The 14,481-nt window shown below is 74.4% G+C and carries 16 protein-coding genes and 1 pseudogene; 12 read left to right on the forward strand and 5 right to left on the reverse strand.

What is annotated here, in order from left to right; translation table 11 throughout:
- The first annotated feature begins 36 nt into the window (after positions 1–36).
- Positions 37–378, forward strand: a complete 342-nt coding sequence (locus tag GA0070606_RS00955; RefSeq protein WP_091094608.1) for an MmcQ/YjbR family DNA-binding protein — start codon at positions 37–39, stop codon at positions 376–378.
- A 141-nt stretch (positions 379–519) separates the two neighbouring features.
- Here the strand turns inward: GA0070606_RS00955 and rpsN are convergent, their stop codons facing one another.
- The 3 genes from rpsN to rpmB are packed head-to-tail and all read right to left on the reverse strand — an operon-like array spanning position 520 to position 1,228.
- Entirely contained in the window at positions 520–825 is a 306-nt protein-coding gene (gene rpsN / locus GA0070606_RS00960) for a 30S ribosomal protein S14 (protein ID WP_091094609.1), read from the reverse strand.
- Positions 825–992, reverse strand: a complete 168-nt coding sequence (gene rpmG, locus GA0070606_RS00965) for a 50S ribosomal protein L33 (RefSeq protein WP_091094610.1) — start codon at positions 990–992, stop codon at positions 825–827. Before rpmG ends, rpsN begins: the two co-directional genes overlap by 1 nt.
- Positions 992–1,228, reverse strand: coding sequence for a 50S ribosomal protein L28 (gene rpmB, locus GA0070606_RS00970; RefSeq protein WP_091094611.1), 237 nt, complete (start codon positions 1,226–1,228; stop codon positions 992–994). Before rpmB ends, rpmG begins: the two co-directional genes overlap by 1 nt.
- A 187-nt stretch (positions 1,229–1,415) precedes the next feature.
- Between rpmB and GA0070606_RS00975 the strand changes: the two genes are divergently transcribed.
- From GA0070606_RS00975 to GA0070606_RS00985, 3 genes and pseudogenes are all read left to right on the forward strand, one after another.
- Positions 1,416–2,702, forward strand: coding sequence for a CobW family GTP-binding protein (locus tag GA0070606_RS00975; RefSeq protein WP_091094612.1), 1,287 nt, complete (start codon positions 1,416–1,418; stop codon positions 2,700–2,702).
- Positions 2,699–2,857, forward strand: a pseudogene (locus GA0070606_RS00980) (type B 50S ribosomal protein L31); the annotation flags it as partial. The gene GA0070606_RS00975 and the pseudogene GA0070606_RS00980, both read left to right, overlap by 4 nt.
- Positions 2,858–2,925: 68 nt before the next feature.
- Positions 2,926–3,825, forward strand: a complete 900-nt coding sequence (locus GA0070606_RS00985) for a hypothetical protein (RefSeq protein WP_091094613.1) — start codon at positions 2,926–2,928, stop codon at positions 3,823–3,825.
- A 6-nt stretch (positions 3,826–3,831) separates the two neighbouring features.
- Here GA0070606_RS00985 and GA0070606_RS00990 read toward each other — a convergent pair whose 3' ends face one another.
- Positions 3,832–4,455, reverse strand: a complete 624-nt coding sequence (locus GA0070606_RS00990; RefSeq protein WP_091094614.1) for an STAS domain-containing protein — start codon at positions 4,453–4,455, stop codon at positions 3,832–3,834.
- Between the two features lie 353 nt (positions 4,456–4,808).
- On the opposite strand from GA0070606_RS00990, the gene bla reads away from it, so the two are divergent.
- The 3 genes from bla (at position 4,809) to GA0070606_RS01005 (ending at position 8,176) form a co-directional block, all read left to right on the forward strand.
- Positions 4,809–5,759, forward strand: a complete 951-nt coding sequence (gene bla / locus GA0070606_RS00995; RefSeq protein ID WP_091094615.1) for a class A beta-lactamase — start codon at positions 4,809–4,811, stop codon at positions 5,757–5,759.
- 192 nt (positions 5,760–5,951) lie between these two features.
- Complete coding sequence (locus GA0070606_RS01000) at positions 5,952–6,551, forward strand: TetR/AcrR family transcriptional regulator (protein WP_091094616.1); 600 nt, start codon at positions 5,952–5,954, stop codon at positions 6,549–6,551.
- Positions 6,548–8,176: an isovaleryl-CoA dehydrogenase gene (locus tag GA0070606_RS01005; protein ID WP_091094617.1), complete on the forward strand. Its 1,629-nt coding sequence runs from the start codon at positions 6,548–6,550 to the stop codon at positions 8,174–8,176. The genes GA0070606_RS01000 and GA0070606_RS01005 overlap by 4 nt, the downstream gene beginning before the upstream one ends.
- Here GA0070606_RS01005 and GA0070606_RS01010 read toward each other — a convergent pair.
- Positions 8,145–8,729, reverse strand: a complete 585-nt coding sequence (locus GA0070606_RS01010) for a P-loop NTPase family protein (protein WP_091107111.1) — start codon at positions 8,727–8,729, stop codon at positions 8,145–8,147. The genes GA0070606_RS01005 and GA0070606_RS01010 overlap by 32 nt on opposite strands.
- Before the next feature lie 118 nt (positions 8,730–8,847).
- Between GA0070606_RS01010 and GA0070606_RS01015 the strand changes: the two genes are divergently transcribed.
- From GA0070606_RS01015 to GA0070606_RS01035, 5 genes are all read left to right on the forward strand, one after another.
- On the forward strand, positions 8,848–9,270 hold the full coding sequence (locus GA0070606_RS01015) for an acyl-CoA thioesterase (RefSeq protein ID WP_091094618.1): 423 nt from the start codon (positions 8,848–8,850) through the stop codon (positions 9,268–9,270).
- Between the two features lie 109 nt (positions 9,271–9,379).
- Positions 9,380–10,633 carry an MFS transporter gene (locus GA0070606_RS01020; protein ID WP_091094619.1) on the forward strand — a complete coding sequence of 418 codons (1,254 nt, stop codon included), beginning with the start codon at positions 9,380–9,382 and terminating at the stop codon, positions 10,631–10,633.
- 292 nt (positions 10,634–10,925) lie between these two features.
- Positions 10,926–11,711 carry an alpha/beta fold hydrolase gene (locus GA0070606_RS01025; protein WP_091094620.1) on the forward strand — a complete coding sequence of 262 codons (786 nt, stop codon included), beginning with the start codon at positions 10,926–10,928 and terminating at the stop codon, positions 11,709–11,711.
- Positions 11,708–13,027 carry a cytochrome P450 gene (locus GA0070606_RS01030; RefSeq protein ID WP_245724518.1) on the forward strand — a complete coding sequence of 440 codons (1,320 nt, stop codon included), beginning with the start codon at positions 11,708–11,710 and terminating at the stop codon, positions 13,025–13,027. Before GA0070606_RS01025 ends, GA0070606_RS01030 begins: the two co-directional genes overlap by 4 nt.
- Before the next feature lie 76 nt (positions 13,028–13,103).
- The gene (locus GA0070606_RS01035) at positions 13,104–14,471 is read left to right on the forward strand and encodes a carbohydrate-binding protein (protein ID WP_091094622.1); all 1,368 of its coding nucleotides are present in this window, start codon (positions 13,104–13,106) and stop codon (positions 14,469–14,471) included.
- Positions 14,472–14,481 lie beyond the last annotated feature (10 nt).

Below are 14,481 nucleotides of genomic sequence, written 5' to 3' on the forward strand. Positions count from 1 at the left end.
GGCGAACTGTCGGTGCCCGCCGCTACCGTCGCACCCGTGGTGACCGTCGACGACGTCCGCGCGCTGGCCCGGACGCTGCCCCGCAGCAGCGAGCACCTCGTCCGCGACCGGGTGAAGTTCCGGGTCGGCTCGATCGTCTACGTGGCGTTCTCCCGCGACGAGCAGACGATGGGCTTCGGCTACCCGAAGGAGCAGCGGGACGGCCTCGTCGCCGCCGAGCCGGACCTGTTCTTCCTGCCCGGCGCGGCCGACCTGCGGTTCAACTGGGTGTGCTGCCATCTCGCCCGCCTCGACCAGGACCAGATGACCGAGCTGGTGACGGAGGCCTGGCGGATGGTGGTGCCCAAGTTCCTCGCCCGGCAGCGGCTGGGCCACTGACGGTCCCGCGTCGTCGGCCGCCGCGCCGGCCCGCTCCCGGCCGCACGGGGGCGGCCCCGCCGGCCTGCCCCCGCACGTGGCCTTGTGCGCGGGTCCACGGCCGAGCCACCCCGACCAGGCGGGGCCCCTCGCCGGATCAGGTCATCGTGACGCCTTGCGCACCCCGGGCAGCTCGCCGCGCAGCGCCATCGCGCGAAACCGCATCCGGGACAGGCCGAAGCGGGCCAGCACGCCGCGCGGCCGGCCGTCGACGGCGTCCCGGCTGCGCAGCCGCACGCGACTGCCGTCCCGGGGCAGTCGGGCGAGTCGCCGGACGGCGTCGTCGCGCACGTCGGGAGGGGTGGCGGGATGGGCGACGACGCCCTTCAGCTCGGCGCGCCGAGCGGCGTGGCGGGCCACGAGTTCCTCGCGGCGCGCCTGCCGGTCGCCGAGGCACCGGCGCGCCATCAGCGCTCCTCGCGAAAGTCGACGTGCCGGCGCACCACCGGGTCGTACCTGCGCAGCACCAGCCGGTCCGGGTCGTTGCGGCGGTTCTTGCGGGTGACGTAGGCGTAGCCCGTGCCGGCGGTGCTGCGGAGCCTCACCACCGGGCGACTCCCGGTCCGCCGGGCCATCACAACTTCACCCCCCGGGCGCGCAGCCGGGCGACGACCTTCTCGATGCCGTCCCGGTCGACGGTCCGCAGCGCCCTGGCCGTGAGCGTCAGGCGCACCCACCGCCGCTCGGACGGCAGCCAGTAGCGATGGCTCTGCAGGTTCGGGTTCCACCGTCGGCGGGTGCGCCGGTGGGAGTGGGAGACGGCGTTGCCGAAGCTGGGGCTGGCACCGGTCACGTCACATCGTCTGGACACACGGACTCCTTCACACCACGGCCGTAGCCGTAACGAAAATGGTTTCCAGTTTCTATCGCATCCGGCCGGTCGCCCTCAAGGCGGGGCGCCGCGACGGGGGGCCGACGCCGAGCGGGGCGCCCCGCTCGCCCGCCACCGGCGGCTTGTCTATAGTGACAATCGTTTTCAACTAACGGAGAGGATCGCGATGCCGACGTCACCCCTCGCGCCGGCCGAGACCGGCGCCTCGGCGGCCGACACCCGCCCGTCCCTGACCGTCCTCAGCGGCTTCTGGCCGGCCGCGACGTACGCGGTCGCCCGGACCCTGCTCGCCGCGGACCCGAGCCTGCTGCTGATCCGCCACGACCTCGCCGACGTCCACCGGGGCAGCGTCCACCGGGTGGTACGTGACGGCGCGGGCATCCTGGAGGACGAACGCGTCGCCCTGGCACACGGCTGCGTCTCGTGCACGCTGCGGGAGGACGTGCTGCCCACCCTCGCCCGGCTCGCCCGTGCCCAGCCCGGCAGGGGCCTGCTGCTGATGCTGCCCGAGGTGGTGGAACCGGAGGCGGTGGCGGCCGCCTGCGCGCGGTGCCCCGTCGACGGGACACCGATCACCGAGCTGTTGCGGATCGACTCCTACACCACCGTCGTCGACATCGAGCACCTGCTCGACGGCCTGGCCAGCACCGACGACCTCAAGTCGCTCGGCATCCAGGCCGCCGACAACGACGACCGGGCGCTCGCCGACGTCGTCGTCCGCCAGATCGAGTACGCCGACACGCTCGTCCTGTGGGGAGAGTCCCGCGAGGGGGCGTACGACAGCGAACGTCTCGGGGTGCTGCTCGCCCGGATCGCGCCCTGGGCGGTCCAGGTCCGCGTCGACGGCGACGTCGTCGACGCCCGCGAGTTGACCCGTCGACTGCGGGACACCGGGCGGCACCGCCCGGAGACCCCCGCCGTGCTGGCCCGGGGCCTGGAGGGCCACGTCCTCGGCGTACACGAGCCGCAACCCGACTGCGGGGTGGTCTCCGTCCTGTTCCGCGCGCGCCGGCCGTTCCACCCCGACCGGCTGCACGACGTGCTCGAGGACGTCAACGCCGAGGTGCTGCGCTCGCGCGGCCACCTCTGGCTCGCCAGCCAGCCCGAGACCGTGATCGCCTGGGACTTCGCCGGCGGCGGTCTCAGCCTCGGGTCACTCGGGCAGTGGCTGGTGGCCGTTCCCGACGACCGCTGGGACGACGCCTCCACCCACCGGCAGCTCGCCGCCACCCTCGACTGGGACCCCTACTACGGCGACCGCCAGCAGCATCTGGTCTTCGTCGGTCTGGACCTCGATCCGGCGCGGCTGCGGCGCATGCTCGGCGCGTGCCTGCTCACCGACGCGGAACTCGCCGACGGCGAGGAGGTCTGGCGGACCTACCGGGACCCGTTCGCCGGCTGCTTCCCGCCGACCACCCCCGACACCCGGACCAAGGGAGACGCTCCCGCATGAGGCCCGGCATCCAGCCCGCCTACCGCCCCGTCGTCCACCGCGACCGCGCCGCCGGCTTCGCCCTCCTCACCCGCTCCACCGCCACCGGCAGCCAGAAGATCGAATGGTCCGACGGCGACACCTGTCCCGTCATCGACGTCCAGACCTCCTCCGCCGGCCCCGGACGGTCGGCCGCGCCTGCAACGCCATCGCCGCCACCGGATCGCTCGCCTAGGCTCGACCCGTGCGTCGGACGAACCTGTACACGGTCGAGGGCGGCCTCGGGCTGGACGTCACCGGTCGGCGCTCACCCGACCTGCGCCTCGAGGTCGCGTCCGGCCGACGCCTGCTGCTGCGTCAGCGGCACCGCCCGGTCCTGTTCGGCAGGGCGCACCCCGCGAACCACGGCATGCACGTGTACCGGACCGGGGACCACATCTCGCCGCTGCCTCCCCTGCGAGCCGACGACGCGCGGCGGACCGGTCCCTCCGGTGGTGCGTCGTGGCACGGCCGCTGGGCGCACCGGTTCGCGTCCTGGCTGTACGACGCCGGCACGGGGCCGCTGCACGACGGGCGGTGGGCCCTCGGTCCCCGCCGGCTGCCGCCGTACTGCCTGCGCGGCGACCTCGTCCGGGACCATCCGGCCGCCTACCTCGACTGGCTGGGCGCGGGCTGGAACGGCGTGCTGCCCCTGCGGCGGCTGCCCGACGTCGACACCGCCCGCGTGAAGGCGTACCGCAGGCAGGCCCGCGAGCGGGTGCTGCCGCCGATCCTGCTGTGGTCGGTGAGCGCGTTCGACGGCTACCTGCTGCTGGACGGCCACTGCCGTCTGGTCGCGGCCCTCGCCGAGGGAGTCGATCCGGCGGTCCTGGCGCTGTCCCTCCTGGCGGATCCCGAGGTCGTGGGCGACGACCAGGTTGCCGCCCACGTCGCGCTGACGGATCGGGTGACCGCGCAGGCCGCCCGGAGCGGCGCCGACCCGCTCCGGGCGGCGGAAGCGCTCGCCCGCCGGTTCGCCGAGGCGTGCGCCGCCCAGCCGGAGGAGGGCAGGACGCGGGCCTGGCCCGTCCGGGGTGGCGTGCCGGCGTGGGAGCGGCAGACCGCGCACGCGACCGGACAGTGGGCGGCGACCGTGCGAGCGTAGGCCGGGTCAGCGCGGCCGGGCGGCGACCGGATCTCCTGTGCGGACACGCGGCGGAGCGGGCCGTGCCGCGGTCAGCCGGGCGAGGGCGTCGTCGCGGCTGTCGAAGACGGGCAGGGCCGCGTCCAGGCGCATGGTGTGCAGCACCGTGCGGACGAATCCGGACGGCGCGGCCAGGCAGAGCGTGACGCCGCGGTCGCGGGCGTCGCGGTGGGCGCGCACGAGCACGCCCAGCCCGGTGGAGTCGATGACGTGCACGCGGCTGAGGTCGACCACCACGTGTCCGCCCATGTCGGCGGCGTGCCGCAGGGCGGCGCGGAGCGTGTCGCCACTGTCGAGATCGATGTCACCGGTGGCCGTGACGACGGTGGCGTCGCCGAGGTGGTCGATGCCGAGGATGCCGCCCGGGCCGTGGTCCCCGCACGGCGCGGGCCCGCCCCCGGAGGCCGGCAGCAGACTGCAGTGGGGACAGCGGTGCGGGCCGGCCGCGAACGGGGAGCCGCTCCAGCCGTGCTCCGCGACGAGGGCCCAGACGACGTCGACGTCGGTCAGGACGCCCGCGGCCGCGGTGACGATGTCGCCGCAGGTGTCGCAGATCAGTGTCATCCGGTGGTGGTCCGGGACGACGGTCATCGTGGTGTCCTTCCTGTCTGTTCCCGCGCGCTGACGTCGTGCCCGCTCGCTGTCCCTGCCCCGCGTCGCCGCGCCGGGCGTGGCGACGCGGCCGGCAGCCAAACGTGCCGGTCCGGGTTGGCGGCCACCGTGCGAACGTGTGTCAGTTGCGTGACAACCTGCCCCTGCCGGGATGAACGGGGTCGACGGCAGGGGCCCGGCAACCGCGGTGGGGTGACCGCGCGTGTAACCCACGACGGGATCTTGCGGAGCCGACCGGTCGACCGCCCGAACTCGTCGATCCTGCCCCTGCCGACTGCGGGACACCGCGCGGACCCACCCGGATCCCCGCGGCCCGCGAAACTGGAGGACCCATGATCCGTGACGCCTCGACGCCACCGGCCGTCAGCCGCCGCGCCCTGCTGGGGCTGGCGGCGGCACTGCCGCTGGCCGGATGCGCGAAGGACGGGACGCCCGCCGCCGCCCCCTCCCCGACCGTGTCGTCCGCCGCGTCCTCCTCCCCCACCACGACGCCGGACGGCCGCGATCCCCGCCTGACCGAACTGGAGCGGAAGTACGGCGCCCGCCTCGGGGTGTACGCCCTCGCCACCGGCACCGGCGCCACCGTCGCCCACCGGGCCGACGAGCGGTTCGCCTTCTGCTCCGCGTTCAAGGGGCTGGCGGCAGCGGCGGTGCTGCACCGCAACCCGCTGTCGCACCTGGACACGGTCGTCAGATACGCCGAGCGTGACCTGATGAAGAGTTCCGCCATCACCCGCAGGCACGTGGCCACGGGGATGACGGTCCGGCAGGTGTGCGACGCCGCGGTCCGCTTCAGCGACGGCACGGCCGGCAACCTCCTGCTCCGCGACCTGGGTGGTCCCGCCGAGCTCACGGCGTACGTCCGTGGCCTCGGCGACACCGTCACGCGGATGGACCGCTTCGAGCCGCACATCGTGACGGCCGTCCCCGGGGACCTGCGCGACACCACTTCTCCCCGAGCCATCGGCACCGACTACCAGAAGATCGTGCTGGGCGACGCCCTGCCGCCGGACAAGCGCGCCTTCCTGCGCGGCCTGCTGGAGCGCAACGCCACCGGGGCGGGCGCCCGGCGCATCCGGGCGGGCGTGCCGAAGGGCTGGACCGTGGCGGACAAGACCGGGACCGGCGACTACGGCACCGTCAACGACATCGCCGTCGTGTGGCCCCCGCAGGCCGCACCCCTCGTCGTCTCGATCATGTCCAGCAAGGCCGCCCGGGACGCCGAGTACGACCAGGAGCTCCTCGCCGAGGCGGCCGCCCACGTCGTGGCCACGCTCACCTGATCCGCGCCGGACCCACGGCGGCACGCCCCCGACGGTCCGACGCCACGGCAGTGCCCGCATGGCGGCGTCGGACCTCGGCGCACCCCCGCACCGCGGCGCGCCGGCGACGGACCGTCGGGGAGCCCGCCGTCCGTGGGCCGTGGAGGACCGCCGCCCTTGTGACCAAGGTTTGAATGGTGGTTCAATCCTTGCGTGGTCTACCGGAGCACCGAGCGGGTCAGGGCTCGGCTGAGCGCGTCGCGGGAGCGGATCATCGCCGCCGCGCTGGAGATCATGGCCGGGGCCGGGTACGCCGGCTGCTCCGTCGCCGCCGTGGCCGAGCGGGCCGGCGTGGCGACCGGCACCGTCTACCGGCACTTCCCCGCCAAGGCCGACCTGTTCGCCGAGGTGTTCCGCACCGCCTCCCAGCGCGAGGTGGACGCGGTGGCGCGTGCCGCCGCGCTGGAGAGGACCGCCGCCCGGCAGGTCTCCGCCGTCGTCGAGACGTTCTGCGGTCGCGCGCTGAAGTCGCCGCGGCTGGCGTACGCCCTGCTGGCCGAGCCGGTCGATCCCGCGGTCGACGCCGAGCGGCTGGTCTTCCGCCGCGCGTACGCCGAACTGATCGCCGGCCACGTCGCGGCGGGCGTGGCAAGCGGCGAGCTGCCCGCGCAGGACCCGGAGCTGACCGCAGCCGCGCTGGTCGGCGCCCTGGCCGAGGCGATGGTCGGCCCGCTGGCGGCCGGCGTCGCCGGCCCGGGCACCGTCCCCGGCCTGATCACCTTCAGCCACCGAGCGTTGGGAGTGTCGCCGTGACGACGCACGAGGTCTTCAACCAGGTCCCCCCGCTGGTCGGCCACGACACGGCCGACGACCCGGCGCTGCTGGACGGTCTCGCGCGGGAGGGCGCCGGCTGGGCCGTCGCCGAACTGCACGAGCTCGGCCGGATCGGCGGCGCCGAGCAGGCGGCCGAACAGGGGCGGCTGGCTAACGAGCACCCGCCCGTCCTGCGCACCCACGACCGCTACGGCCACCGCATCGACGAGGTGGAGTTCCATCCCGCGTGGCACGAGCTGATGCGCACCGCGGTCACGCACGGCCTGCACGCCGCCCCGTGGGCGGACGACCGGCCGGGCGCCCACGTGGCGCGGGCGGCCGGGTTCTACGTCTGGCGTCCCGACGCCGGGCACGGCTGCCCGATCTCGATGACGTACGCGGCGGTGCCCGCGCTGCGGCACGCCCCGGAGCTGGCCGCGCGGTACGAGCCGCTGCTCACCGCCCGCACGTACGACTTCGGGCTGCGCCCGCCGCTGGCGAAGCGGGGACTGCTGGCCGGCATGTCGATGACGGAGAAGCAGGGCGGCTCGGACGTACGCGCCAACGCCACCACCGCCCGCCCCGAGCCGGACGGCACCTACCGGCTCGTCGGGCACAAGTGGTTCACGTCGGCGCCGATGTGCGACCTCTTCCTCACCCTCGCCCAGGCGCCCGGCGGGCTCACCTGCTTCCTCGTACCCCGCGTCCTGCCGGACGGCACGCGCAACCCGATGCGGCTGATGCGCCTCAAGGACAAGCTCGGCAACCGGTCCAACGCCTCCGCCGAGGTCGAGTACGAACACGCCGTGGCCTGGCGCGTCGGGGACGAGGGCCGGGGCGTTCGCACCATCATCGACATGGTCAACCTGACCCGCCTCGACTGCGTCATCGGGGCGGCGGCCGGGATGCGCCAAGGCGTGCTCACCGCCGCCCACCACGCCACCCACCGGCGGGCCTTCGGCCGGTACCTGGTCGACCAGCCGCTGATGCGCAACGTGCTCGCCGACCTCGCCGTCGAGTCCGAGGCCGCCACCGTGCTCATGATGCGGCTCGCCGGAGCGACCGACCGGTCCGCGCGCGGCGACGCCGGCGAGACCGCCTTCAAACGGCTCGCCCTCGCCGTCGGCAAGTACTGGGTCTGCAAGCGTTGGCCGGCCCACGCCGCCGAGGCTCTCGAGTGCCTGGGCGGCAACGGCTACGTCGAGGAATCCGGGATGCCCCGACTGTTCCGCGAGTCGCCGCTGAACTCCATCTGGGAGGGCTCCGGCAACGTCGCCGCGCTGGACGTGCTGCGCGCCCTGGGCCGGGAACCGCAGGTCATGGAGGCGTTCCAGGCCGAGGTGGGCGCGGCCGCCGGCGCCGACGCGCGGCTCGACGCCGCGGTGCGGCAGGTGCGGGCCGAACTGTCCGACCACGACGACCTCGAACTGCGGGCCCGCCGCGTCGTGGAACGGCTCGCCCTGGTCCTCCAGGGGTCGCTGCTGGTGCGGCACGGCCATCCGGCCGTCGCCGACGCCTTCTGCGCCTCCCGGCTCGGCGGCGACCACGGCCAGGCGTACGGCACCCTGCCGGCCGGGGTGGACTTCGCCGCGATCATCTCCCGCGCCGTGCCGAAGGTGGCCTGAGGGCCTCCGGCGCCGGCGCGTCCGACCGGACGGGCACGCCCGCCAGCCAGCGGTCCAGGGCCGCCGGGGAGCGGAACAGCAGCACCGGCGGCCCGGTCGGGTCGGCCTGCCAGGCCCGCATCCGCCGCCGGGCCCGGCCGAACGCCGTGACGTGCCAGAGCAGGATCGAGTCGTGGGACAGCACGCTGCCCAGCGACTCCCGGTTGCCGTTGCAGATCTCCTCACCGGTCACCAGCCGACGGACGGTGCGGCGCAGCAGCCGCCAGAAGGAGAGCCAGCGCGGGTAGTCGAGGCCGACGACCAGGTCGGCGCGGGCGAGCACCACGTCGCGCCAGCCGTGGTACGCGCCGTCGAGGATCCAGCGGTCGCGCCGGCAGAGCGCCTCGATCCGGCTGCGCTGCCGCGCGACCGGCACCTCGACCCAGCCGGGCTCCCACAGCAGGTCGTCGACCGGGTACCACGGCAGCCCCAGGCGCTCGGACAGACGCGCCGCCAGGGTGGACTTGCCGGCCCCGTACACCGCGTAGACCAGGATGCGGGACGGGGCGCTCACCACCGCAGCGTACGCCGGTGGCGCCAGCGGGGCCCGTCGCGACGGTCCCGTCGACGGTGCCGCCCGCGCGAGGGGCGTCGCGCCCGTCGCTGTCGTACCCGTCCGTAGGCTCGGGTGCATGGCAGATCCGTTCCGGGTGCGCGTCGCCGTCCGCGGCTACGAACTCGACACCCAGGGCCACCTGAACCAGGCCGTCTACCTGCAGTACGGCGAGCACGCCCGGTGGGAGTGCCTGCGGGCGGCCGGCATCACGCAGGAGCGGCTCCTGGCCGCCGGGGTGGGGCCCGTCGCCCTGGAGGTGACCCTGCGATACCTCAGGGAGCTGCGCGGCGGCGACGAGGTGGACGTCTCCTGCGCGTTCCGCTGGGGCGAGGGCAAGACCTTCGAGATCGAGCAGGACTACGTCCGCGCGGACGGCGTCCGGGTCGCGACGCTGACCGGCGTGGGCGGCATGCTCGACCTGTCCGCCCGGCGGCTGGTGCCCGACCCCCGGGGGCGGTTCCGGCAGCTGGCGACCGATCCCGAGCCGATGAGCCTCTGAGCGGCGGCCCGACCGGCCCCGGCCCGGGGGCACACCGTGCCGGGCCAGGGACGGCCGGCACGGCACGCGTGCCGCTACCCTCGCCGGTGTGCGTGAACGCGGCGGGCCGGTGAGAGCTCCACTGTGGCGCGACCGCCACTTCGGCGCGTACTGGGCCGCGCAGTCGCTCTCCTCCGTCGGCGACTCGTTCGCCTACATCGCGGTGCCGCTGCTCGTGCTGCACGCGACCGGGTCGGTGGCCCAGATGGGCCTGCTCACGGCCGTGGCCGGCGCCGCGTCCGTCGGCGCGGGGATCTTCGGCGGCGTCCTGGTCGACCGGTACGACCGGCGGACCCTGATGATCACCGCCGACGTCGCCCGACTGGTGCTCTACGGCCTCATCCCCCTGGCCTGGCTCGCCGGCCCGCAGGTCTGGCTGCTCTTCGTCGTGCTGCCGATCTGCGAGGCGGTCGGCATGGTGTTCCAGGTCGCCGCGGTGACCGCGGTGCGCAACCTCGTCGACCGGGACCGGATCACCGAGGCCAACGGCCGCCTGCAGGCGACGTACGCCGCGGCGGCAGTGGCCGGGCCGCTGCTCGCCGGGATCGCCTCCGCCCGGTTCGGCCCCACGGTGGCCATCGCCGTCAACGCGGCCAGTTTCGCGCTGTCGGCCGCCGGCCTCTGGCTGGTCCGGCTCCGGCAGCCCGCCGAGGACGAACGGCCCGGCGGGGCGGGGCGGGAGAGCCGGCTGGCCGAGCTGCTGGCCGGCGCGCGGTTCCTCTGGCGTCAGCCCGTGCTCCGCGCGCTGACCGTGCTGCTGTCGATCTTCATCTTCCTGACGTACGGCCTCACCGATGTGCTCATCTACCACGTCAAGCACGATCTCGGCGGGTCCGACCGCACGATCGGCGCGGTGCTCGGCCTGGCGGCGGTGGGCACGATCGCCGGGGCGTTGCTGGTGGCGCCGTTGCGTCGCCGGCGCGGCTTCGGTGTCACCTGGATCGCCGCCGTCACGATGTCCGGCCTCGCCGTCGCCGGCATCGGTGTGGCCGGCACCGTGCCCGGCGTCACGGCGCTGACCGCCATGTACCTGTGCGGGGTCAGCGTCGCCGGGATCTGCTCCATGTCGTTGCGTCAGGAGATCACACCCGACCATCTGCTCGGGCGGGTCACGTCGGCCTTCTGGAGCACGCACTACTCCCTCGGGCCCGCCGGCGCCGCCGCGCTGACGTGGGCCGCCGGCCGGTACGGCGTCACCGCGGTCACCCTCGTCGCCGGTGCGGGCTGTCTGCTGGTCGCGGTCGGCGGGGCGTTCACGCCGATCCGGCGGGCCGGCTCGGAGCCGGTCGTCCACGAGCCGGAGCCCGAGCGGGCCACCACCTGAACCTCCGCCGCCCGACGAGCCCCGACACCGCAACCGCCGCGAACCGCCAACCGCCGCGAACCGCCAACCGCCGCGAACCGCCGGCACGGACGAAGGCCAGCACGGACGAAGGCCGGCACGGACGAAGGCCGGCACGGACGGTGGCTGCGCCGTGGGCCGTTCCGACGCGCGCCGCCGCTCTTCCATTCGGTCCGCGCGCCGACTACGGTCGCGGGCACACCACAGCGTTCACCCCGCCGGCTCCGGGACCGTCCACCGGAGGACCCGGCGCCGCACCGGAGGAGCCGCCGTCATGACGAACAACCACCCCGGCATCGACGACTCCGGCGCCGGCCCGGTCGTCGTCGGCCACGGGCCGCGCCGGGTGCTGGCCCTGCACGGCTGGTTCGGGTCGGCCCGGGGCTGGGGCTGGTTGCCGGATCTGATCGACACGGAGCGCTTCACCTGGGCGTTCCTGGACTGTCGCGGGTACGGCGCGCGGGCGGGGGTCGCGGGCGAGCACACCATCGCCGAGATCTCCGGCGACGCCCTGGACCTCGCCGACTCCCTCGGCTGGGACACCTTCTCGGTGGTCGGGCACTCGATGGGCGGCATCGCCGCGCAGCGGGTGCTCGCCGACGCGCCTGGCCGGGTGGAGCGACTCGTCGGCATCAGCCCCGTCCCGGCCGGCGGGGTGCCCTTCGACCTGCAGAGCTGGGCGCTGTTCGACGGCGCGGCCGACAACCCGGGCAACCGGCGCGCCATCATCGATCTCACCACCGGCAACCGGCTGTCCGGCGGCTGGCTGGACGAGATGGTGCGCTTCTCCCTCGACAACTGCACCCGGGAGGCGTTCGGCGCCTATCTCACCGCCTGGGCGCGTACCGACCTCACCGACGACGTGAAGGGCAACCCGGTGCCGGCGCTGGCCGTCGTCGGCGAGCACGACCCGGCCCTGGGTGCCGACACGATGCGCGAGACCTGGCTGCGCCACTACCCGAACGCCCGGCTCGAGGTCCTCGCCAACGCGGGTCACTACGCGATGTACGAGACGCCGGTGCGACTGGCCACGGTGCTGGAGGAGTTCCTCGGGCAGTGAGTGTGGATCCCGGGCCCCTCGTCGATCCCCGCACCTTCGTCGACGGCGTCCCGTACGACCTGCTCGCGGCGCTGCGGGCGGCCGGCCCGGTGGTGTGGGTCGAGGAGCCGCCGCTGCTCGGGCTGCCCGGCGGGCCGGGGTTCTGGCTGGTGCTCCGGCACGCCGACGTGACGGAGATGCTCCGGCAGCCGAGGCTCTTCTCGTCCTGGCTCGGCGCCACCCAGATCCGCGACCCGGCGACCCCCGGGGACCTGGACTACGCGCGCCGGATGATGCTCAACATGGACCCGCCGGAGCACGGCCGGCTACGCCGACCGGTCGCCCGCTCGTTCACCCCGCGCGCGGTCGCCGCGCTGGAGGCGTCGATCCGCGCGAACGCGACGGCGCTCGTCGAGCGCGCGCTCGGCGACGCCGACGAGGGCACCTGCGACTTCGCCCGCGATCTCGCCGCCGACCTGCCGCTGCTCACCCTCGCGGACGTGCTCGGGGTGCCGGAGCCCGACCGCTGGCTGCTGTATGACTGGTCGAACCGGGTGATCGGCTTCCAGGATCCGGACCACGCGGTGTCGGCGGCGTTCGACGCGCGGGCCGGCACCGACGCGGCCCGCGAGGCGCTGCGGCACCGGCCCGCGCCCGACGCCGACGGCCGGATGCCGGATCCGCGCACCCGGGCCGGGATGGCCGACCTGTACGCGTACGCCCACCTGCTGGCCGGGTCGAAGCGGCGATGCCCGGGGCAGGACGTGATGTCCGTCCTGCTGGCGCAGCACGGGGACGACCGGCTCTCGGTGGAAGAGTTCGAGAACATGTTCTGGTTGTTCGCCGTGGCCGGCAACGAGACGATCCGCAACGGGCTGCCCGGCGCGATGATCGCTCTGCTGGAGCATCCGGCGCAGATGGCACGGCTGCGGCGGGAGCCGGCCCTGTTCGACACCGCCGTCGACGAGCTGCTGCGCTGGTGGACGCCGGTGATGGTGTTCCGGCGCACCGCCACCGCGGACACCACGATCGGCGGCGTGCCGGTGCGGGCCGGGGACAAGGTGGTGGTCTCGTTCGCGTCGGCCAACCGCGACGAGCGCGTCTTCGCCGACCCCGACCGGCTCGACCTGACCCGCCGTCCGAACCCGCACCTCGTCTTCGGGCACGGGCCGCACTTCTGCCTCGGCGCGCACCTGGCGCGGTTCCAGCTGCGCGCGCTGTTCGAGGCGCTGCTCGCGCGCACCGCCGACATCGCCTACGCCGGTCCTCCCGGGTACCTGCGATCGAACTTCCAGCGGGGCGTGAAGCACCTGCCGATCCGCTGGCGGCGCCGGTGACCGGCCTCGTCCCGGGCAGTTATTTTTAACAAGGTTTACTGATAACCTCCCGTCCACATCGACGAGGAGGAATGCCATGCGACTTCGACGGACGATGCCCGCCCTGCTGGCCGGCGTCACGCTGGTGGCCGCCGCCGCCGTACTGCCGACTGTGGACGGCGTCGCGGCGACTGCGAGCGGCCCGAACAGCACGCTGGCCGCCTGCACGGCACCGGCCTGGGCCGAGGGCACCACCTATCCCGCCGGCAGCCGGGTCAGCTACGCCGGCCGGTCGTACCAGGCGCTGGTGACACACACCCCGCCGCCCGGCGCCGGCTGGAACCCGGCCGCCACGCCCTCGCTCTGGACCGACCTGGGCGCGTGCGACGGCACGCCCTCGCCCACCCCCACCGGCACCGCGTCCCCCTCCCCCACTCCCACGCCGACCGGCACCTCCTCTCCCAGCCCGACGCCCACGCCCACCGGCACGTCCACTCCGCCCGGTCCGGAGACGTGCGCCGGCAAGCCGAAGCCCGGCGGCAAGGTGCTCCAGGGCTACTGGGAGAACTGGGACGGCGCGGCCAACGGGGTCCATCCGCCGCTGGGCTGGATCCCGATCACCGACCCGCGCATCACCGCCCACGGCTACAACGTGGTCAACGCGGCGTTCCCGGTGATCCGCGCCGACGGCACCGTGCTGTGGGAGGACGGCATGGACAGCACGGTCCGGGTGCCGACCCCGGCCGAGATGTGTCGTGCCAAGGCGGCCGGGCTGACCATCCTGATGTCGATCGGCGGTGCCGCCGCCGGGATCGACCTGAGCTCGGCCGCGGTCGCCGACCGGTTCGTCGCGACCGTCGTACCGATCCTGAAGCGGTACAACTTCGACGGCATCGACATCGACATCGAGACCGGGCTCACCGGCAGCGGGAACATCTCCCAACTCTCCCCGTCGCAGGCGAACCTGATCCGCATCATCGACGGGGTGCTCGCACAGATGCCCCCGACGTTCGGCCTCACGATGGCGCCGGAGACCGCGTACGTCACCGGCGGCAGCGTCACCTACGGCTCGATCTGGGGCGCGTACCTGCCGATCATCAAGCGGTACGCCGACAACGGCCGGCTCTGGTGGCTGAACATGCAGTACTACAACGGCAGCATGTACGGCTGCTCCGGCGACTCCTACCCGGCCGGCACGGTGCAGGGCTTCACCGCGCAGACCGACTGCCTCGACGCCGGACTGGTCGTGCAGGGCACCACCATCCGCGTCCCGTACGACAAGCAGGTCCCCGGCCTGCCGGCGCAGCCCGGCGCCGGAAGCGGCCACATGGCACCCGCCACGGTGGCCCAGGCGTGGCAGAACTACGGCGGCCGCCTCAAGGGCCTGATGACCTGGTCGATCAACTGGGACGGTTCGAAGGGCTGGACCTTCGGCGACAACGTCAGGGGCCTCCAGGGCCGCTGAGGCGTCCGGG

It is taken from the genome of Micromonospora citrea (genome assembly GCF_900090315.1).
Lineage (GTDB): Bacteria > Actinomycetota > Actinomycetes > Mycobacteriales > Micromonosporaceae > Micromonospora > Micromonospora citrea.

Bases quoted from the DNA above. Each gene is read 5' to 3' on its own strand.
- rpsN (WP_091094609.1), bottom strand. From the start codon at position 825: ATGGCGCGCCGGTGCCTCGGCGACCGGCAGGCGCGCCGCGAGGAACTC.
- rpmG (WP_091094610.1), bottom strand. From the start codon at position 992: ATGGCCCGGCGGACCGGGAGTCGCCCGGTGGTGAGGCTCCGCAGCACC.
- GA0070606_RS00975 (WP_091094612.1), top strand. From the start codon at position 1,416: ATGCCGACGTCACCCCTCGCGCCGGCCGAGACCGGCGCCTCGGCGGCC.
- GA0070606_RS00990 (WP_091094614.1), bottom strand. From the start codon at position 4,455: ATGACCGTCGTCCCGGACCACCACCGGATGACACTGATCTGCGACACC.
- bla (WP_091094615.1), top strand. From the start codon at position 4,809: ATGATCCGTGACGCCTCGACGCCACCGGCCGTCAGCCGCCGCGCCCTG.
- GA0070606_RS01015 (WP_091094618.1), top strand. From the start codon at position 8,848: ATGGCAGATCCGTTCCGGGTGCGCGTCGCCGTCCGCGGCTACGAACTC.
- GA0070606_RS01025 (WP_091094620.1), top strand. From the start codon at position 10,926: ATGACGAACAACCACCCCGGCATCGACGACTCCGGCGCCGGCCCGGTC.
- GA0070606_RS01035 (WP_091094622.1), top strand. From the start codon at position 13,104: ATGCGACTTCGACGGACGATGCCCGCCCTGCTGGCCGGCGTCACGCTG.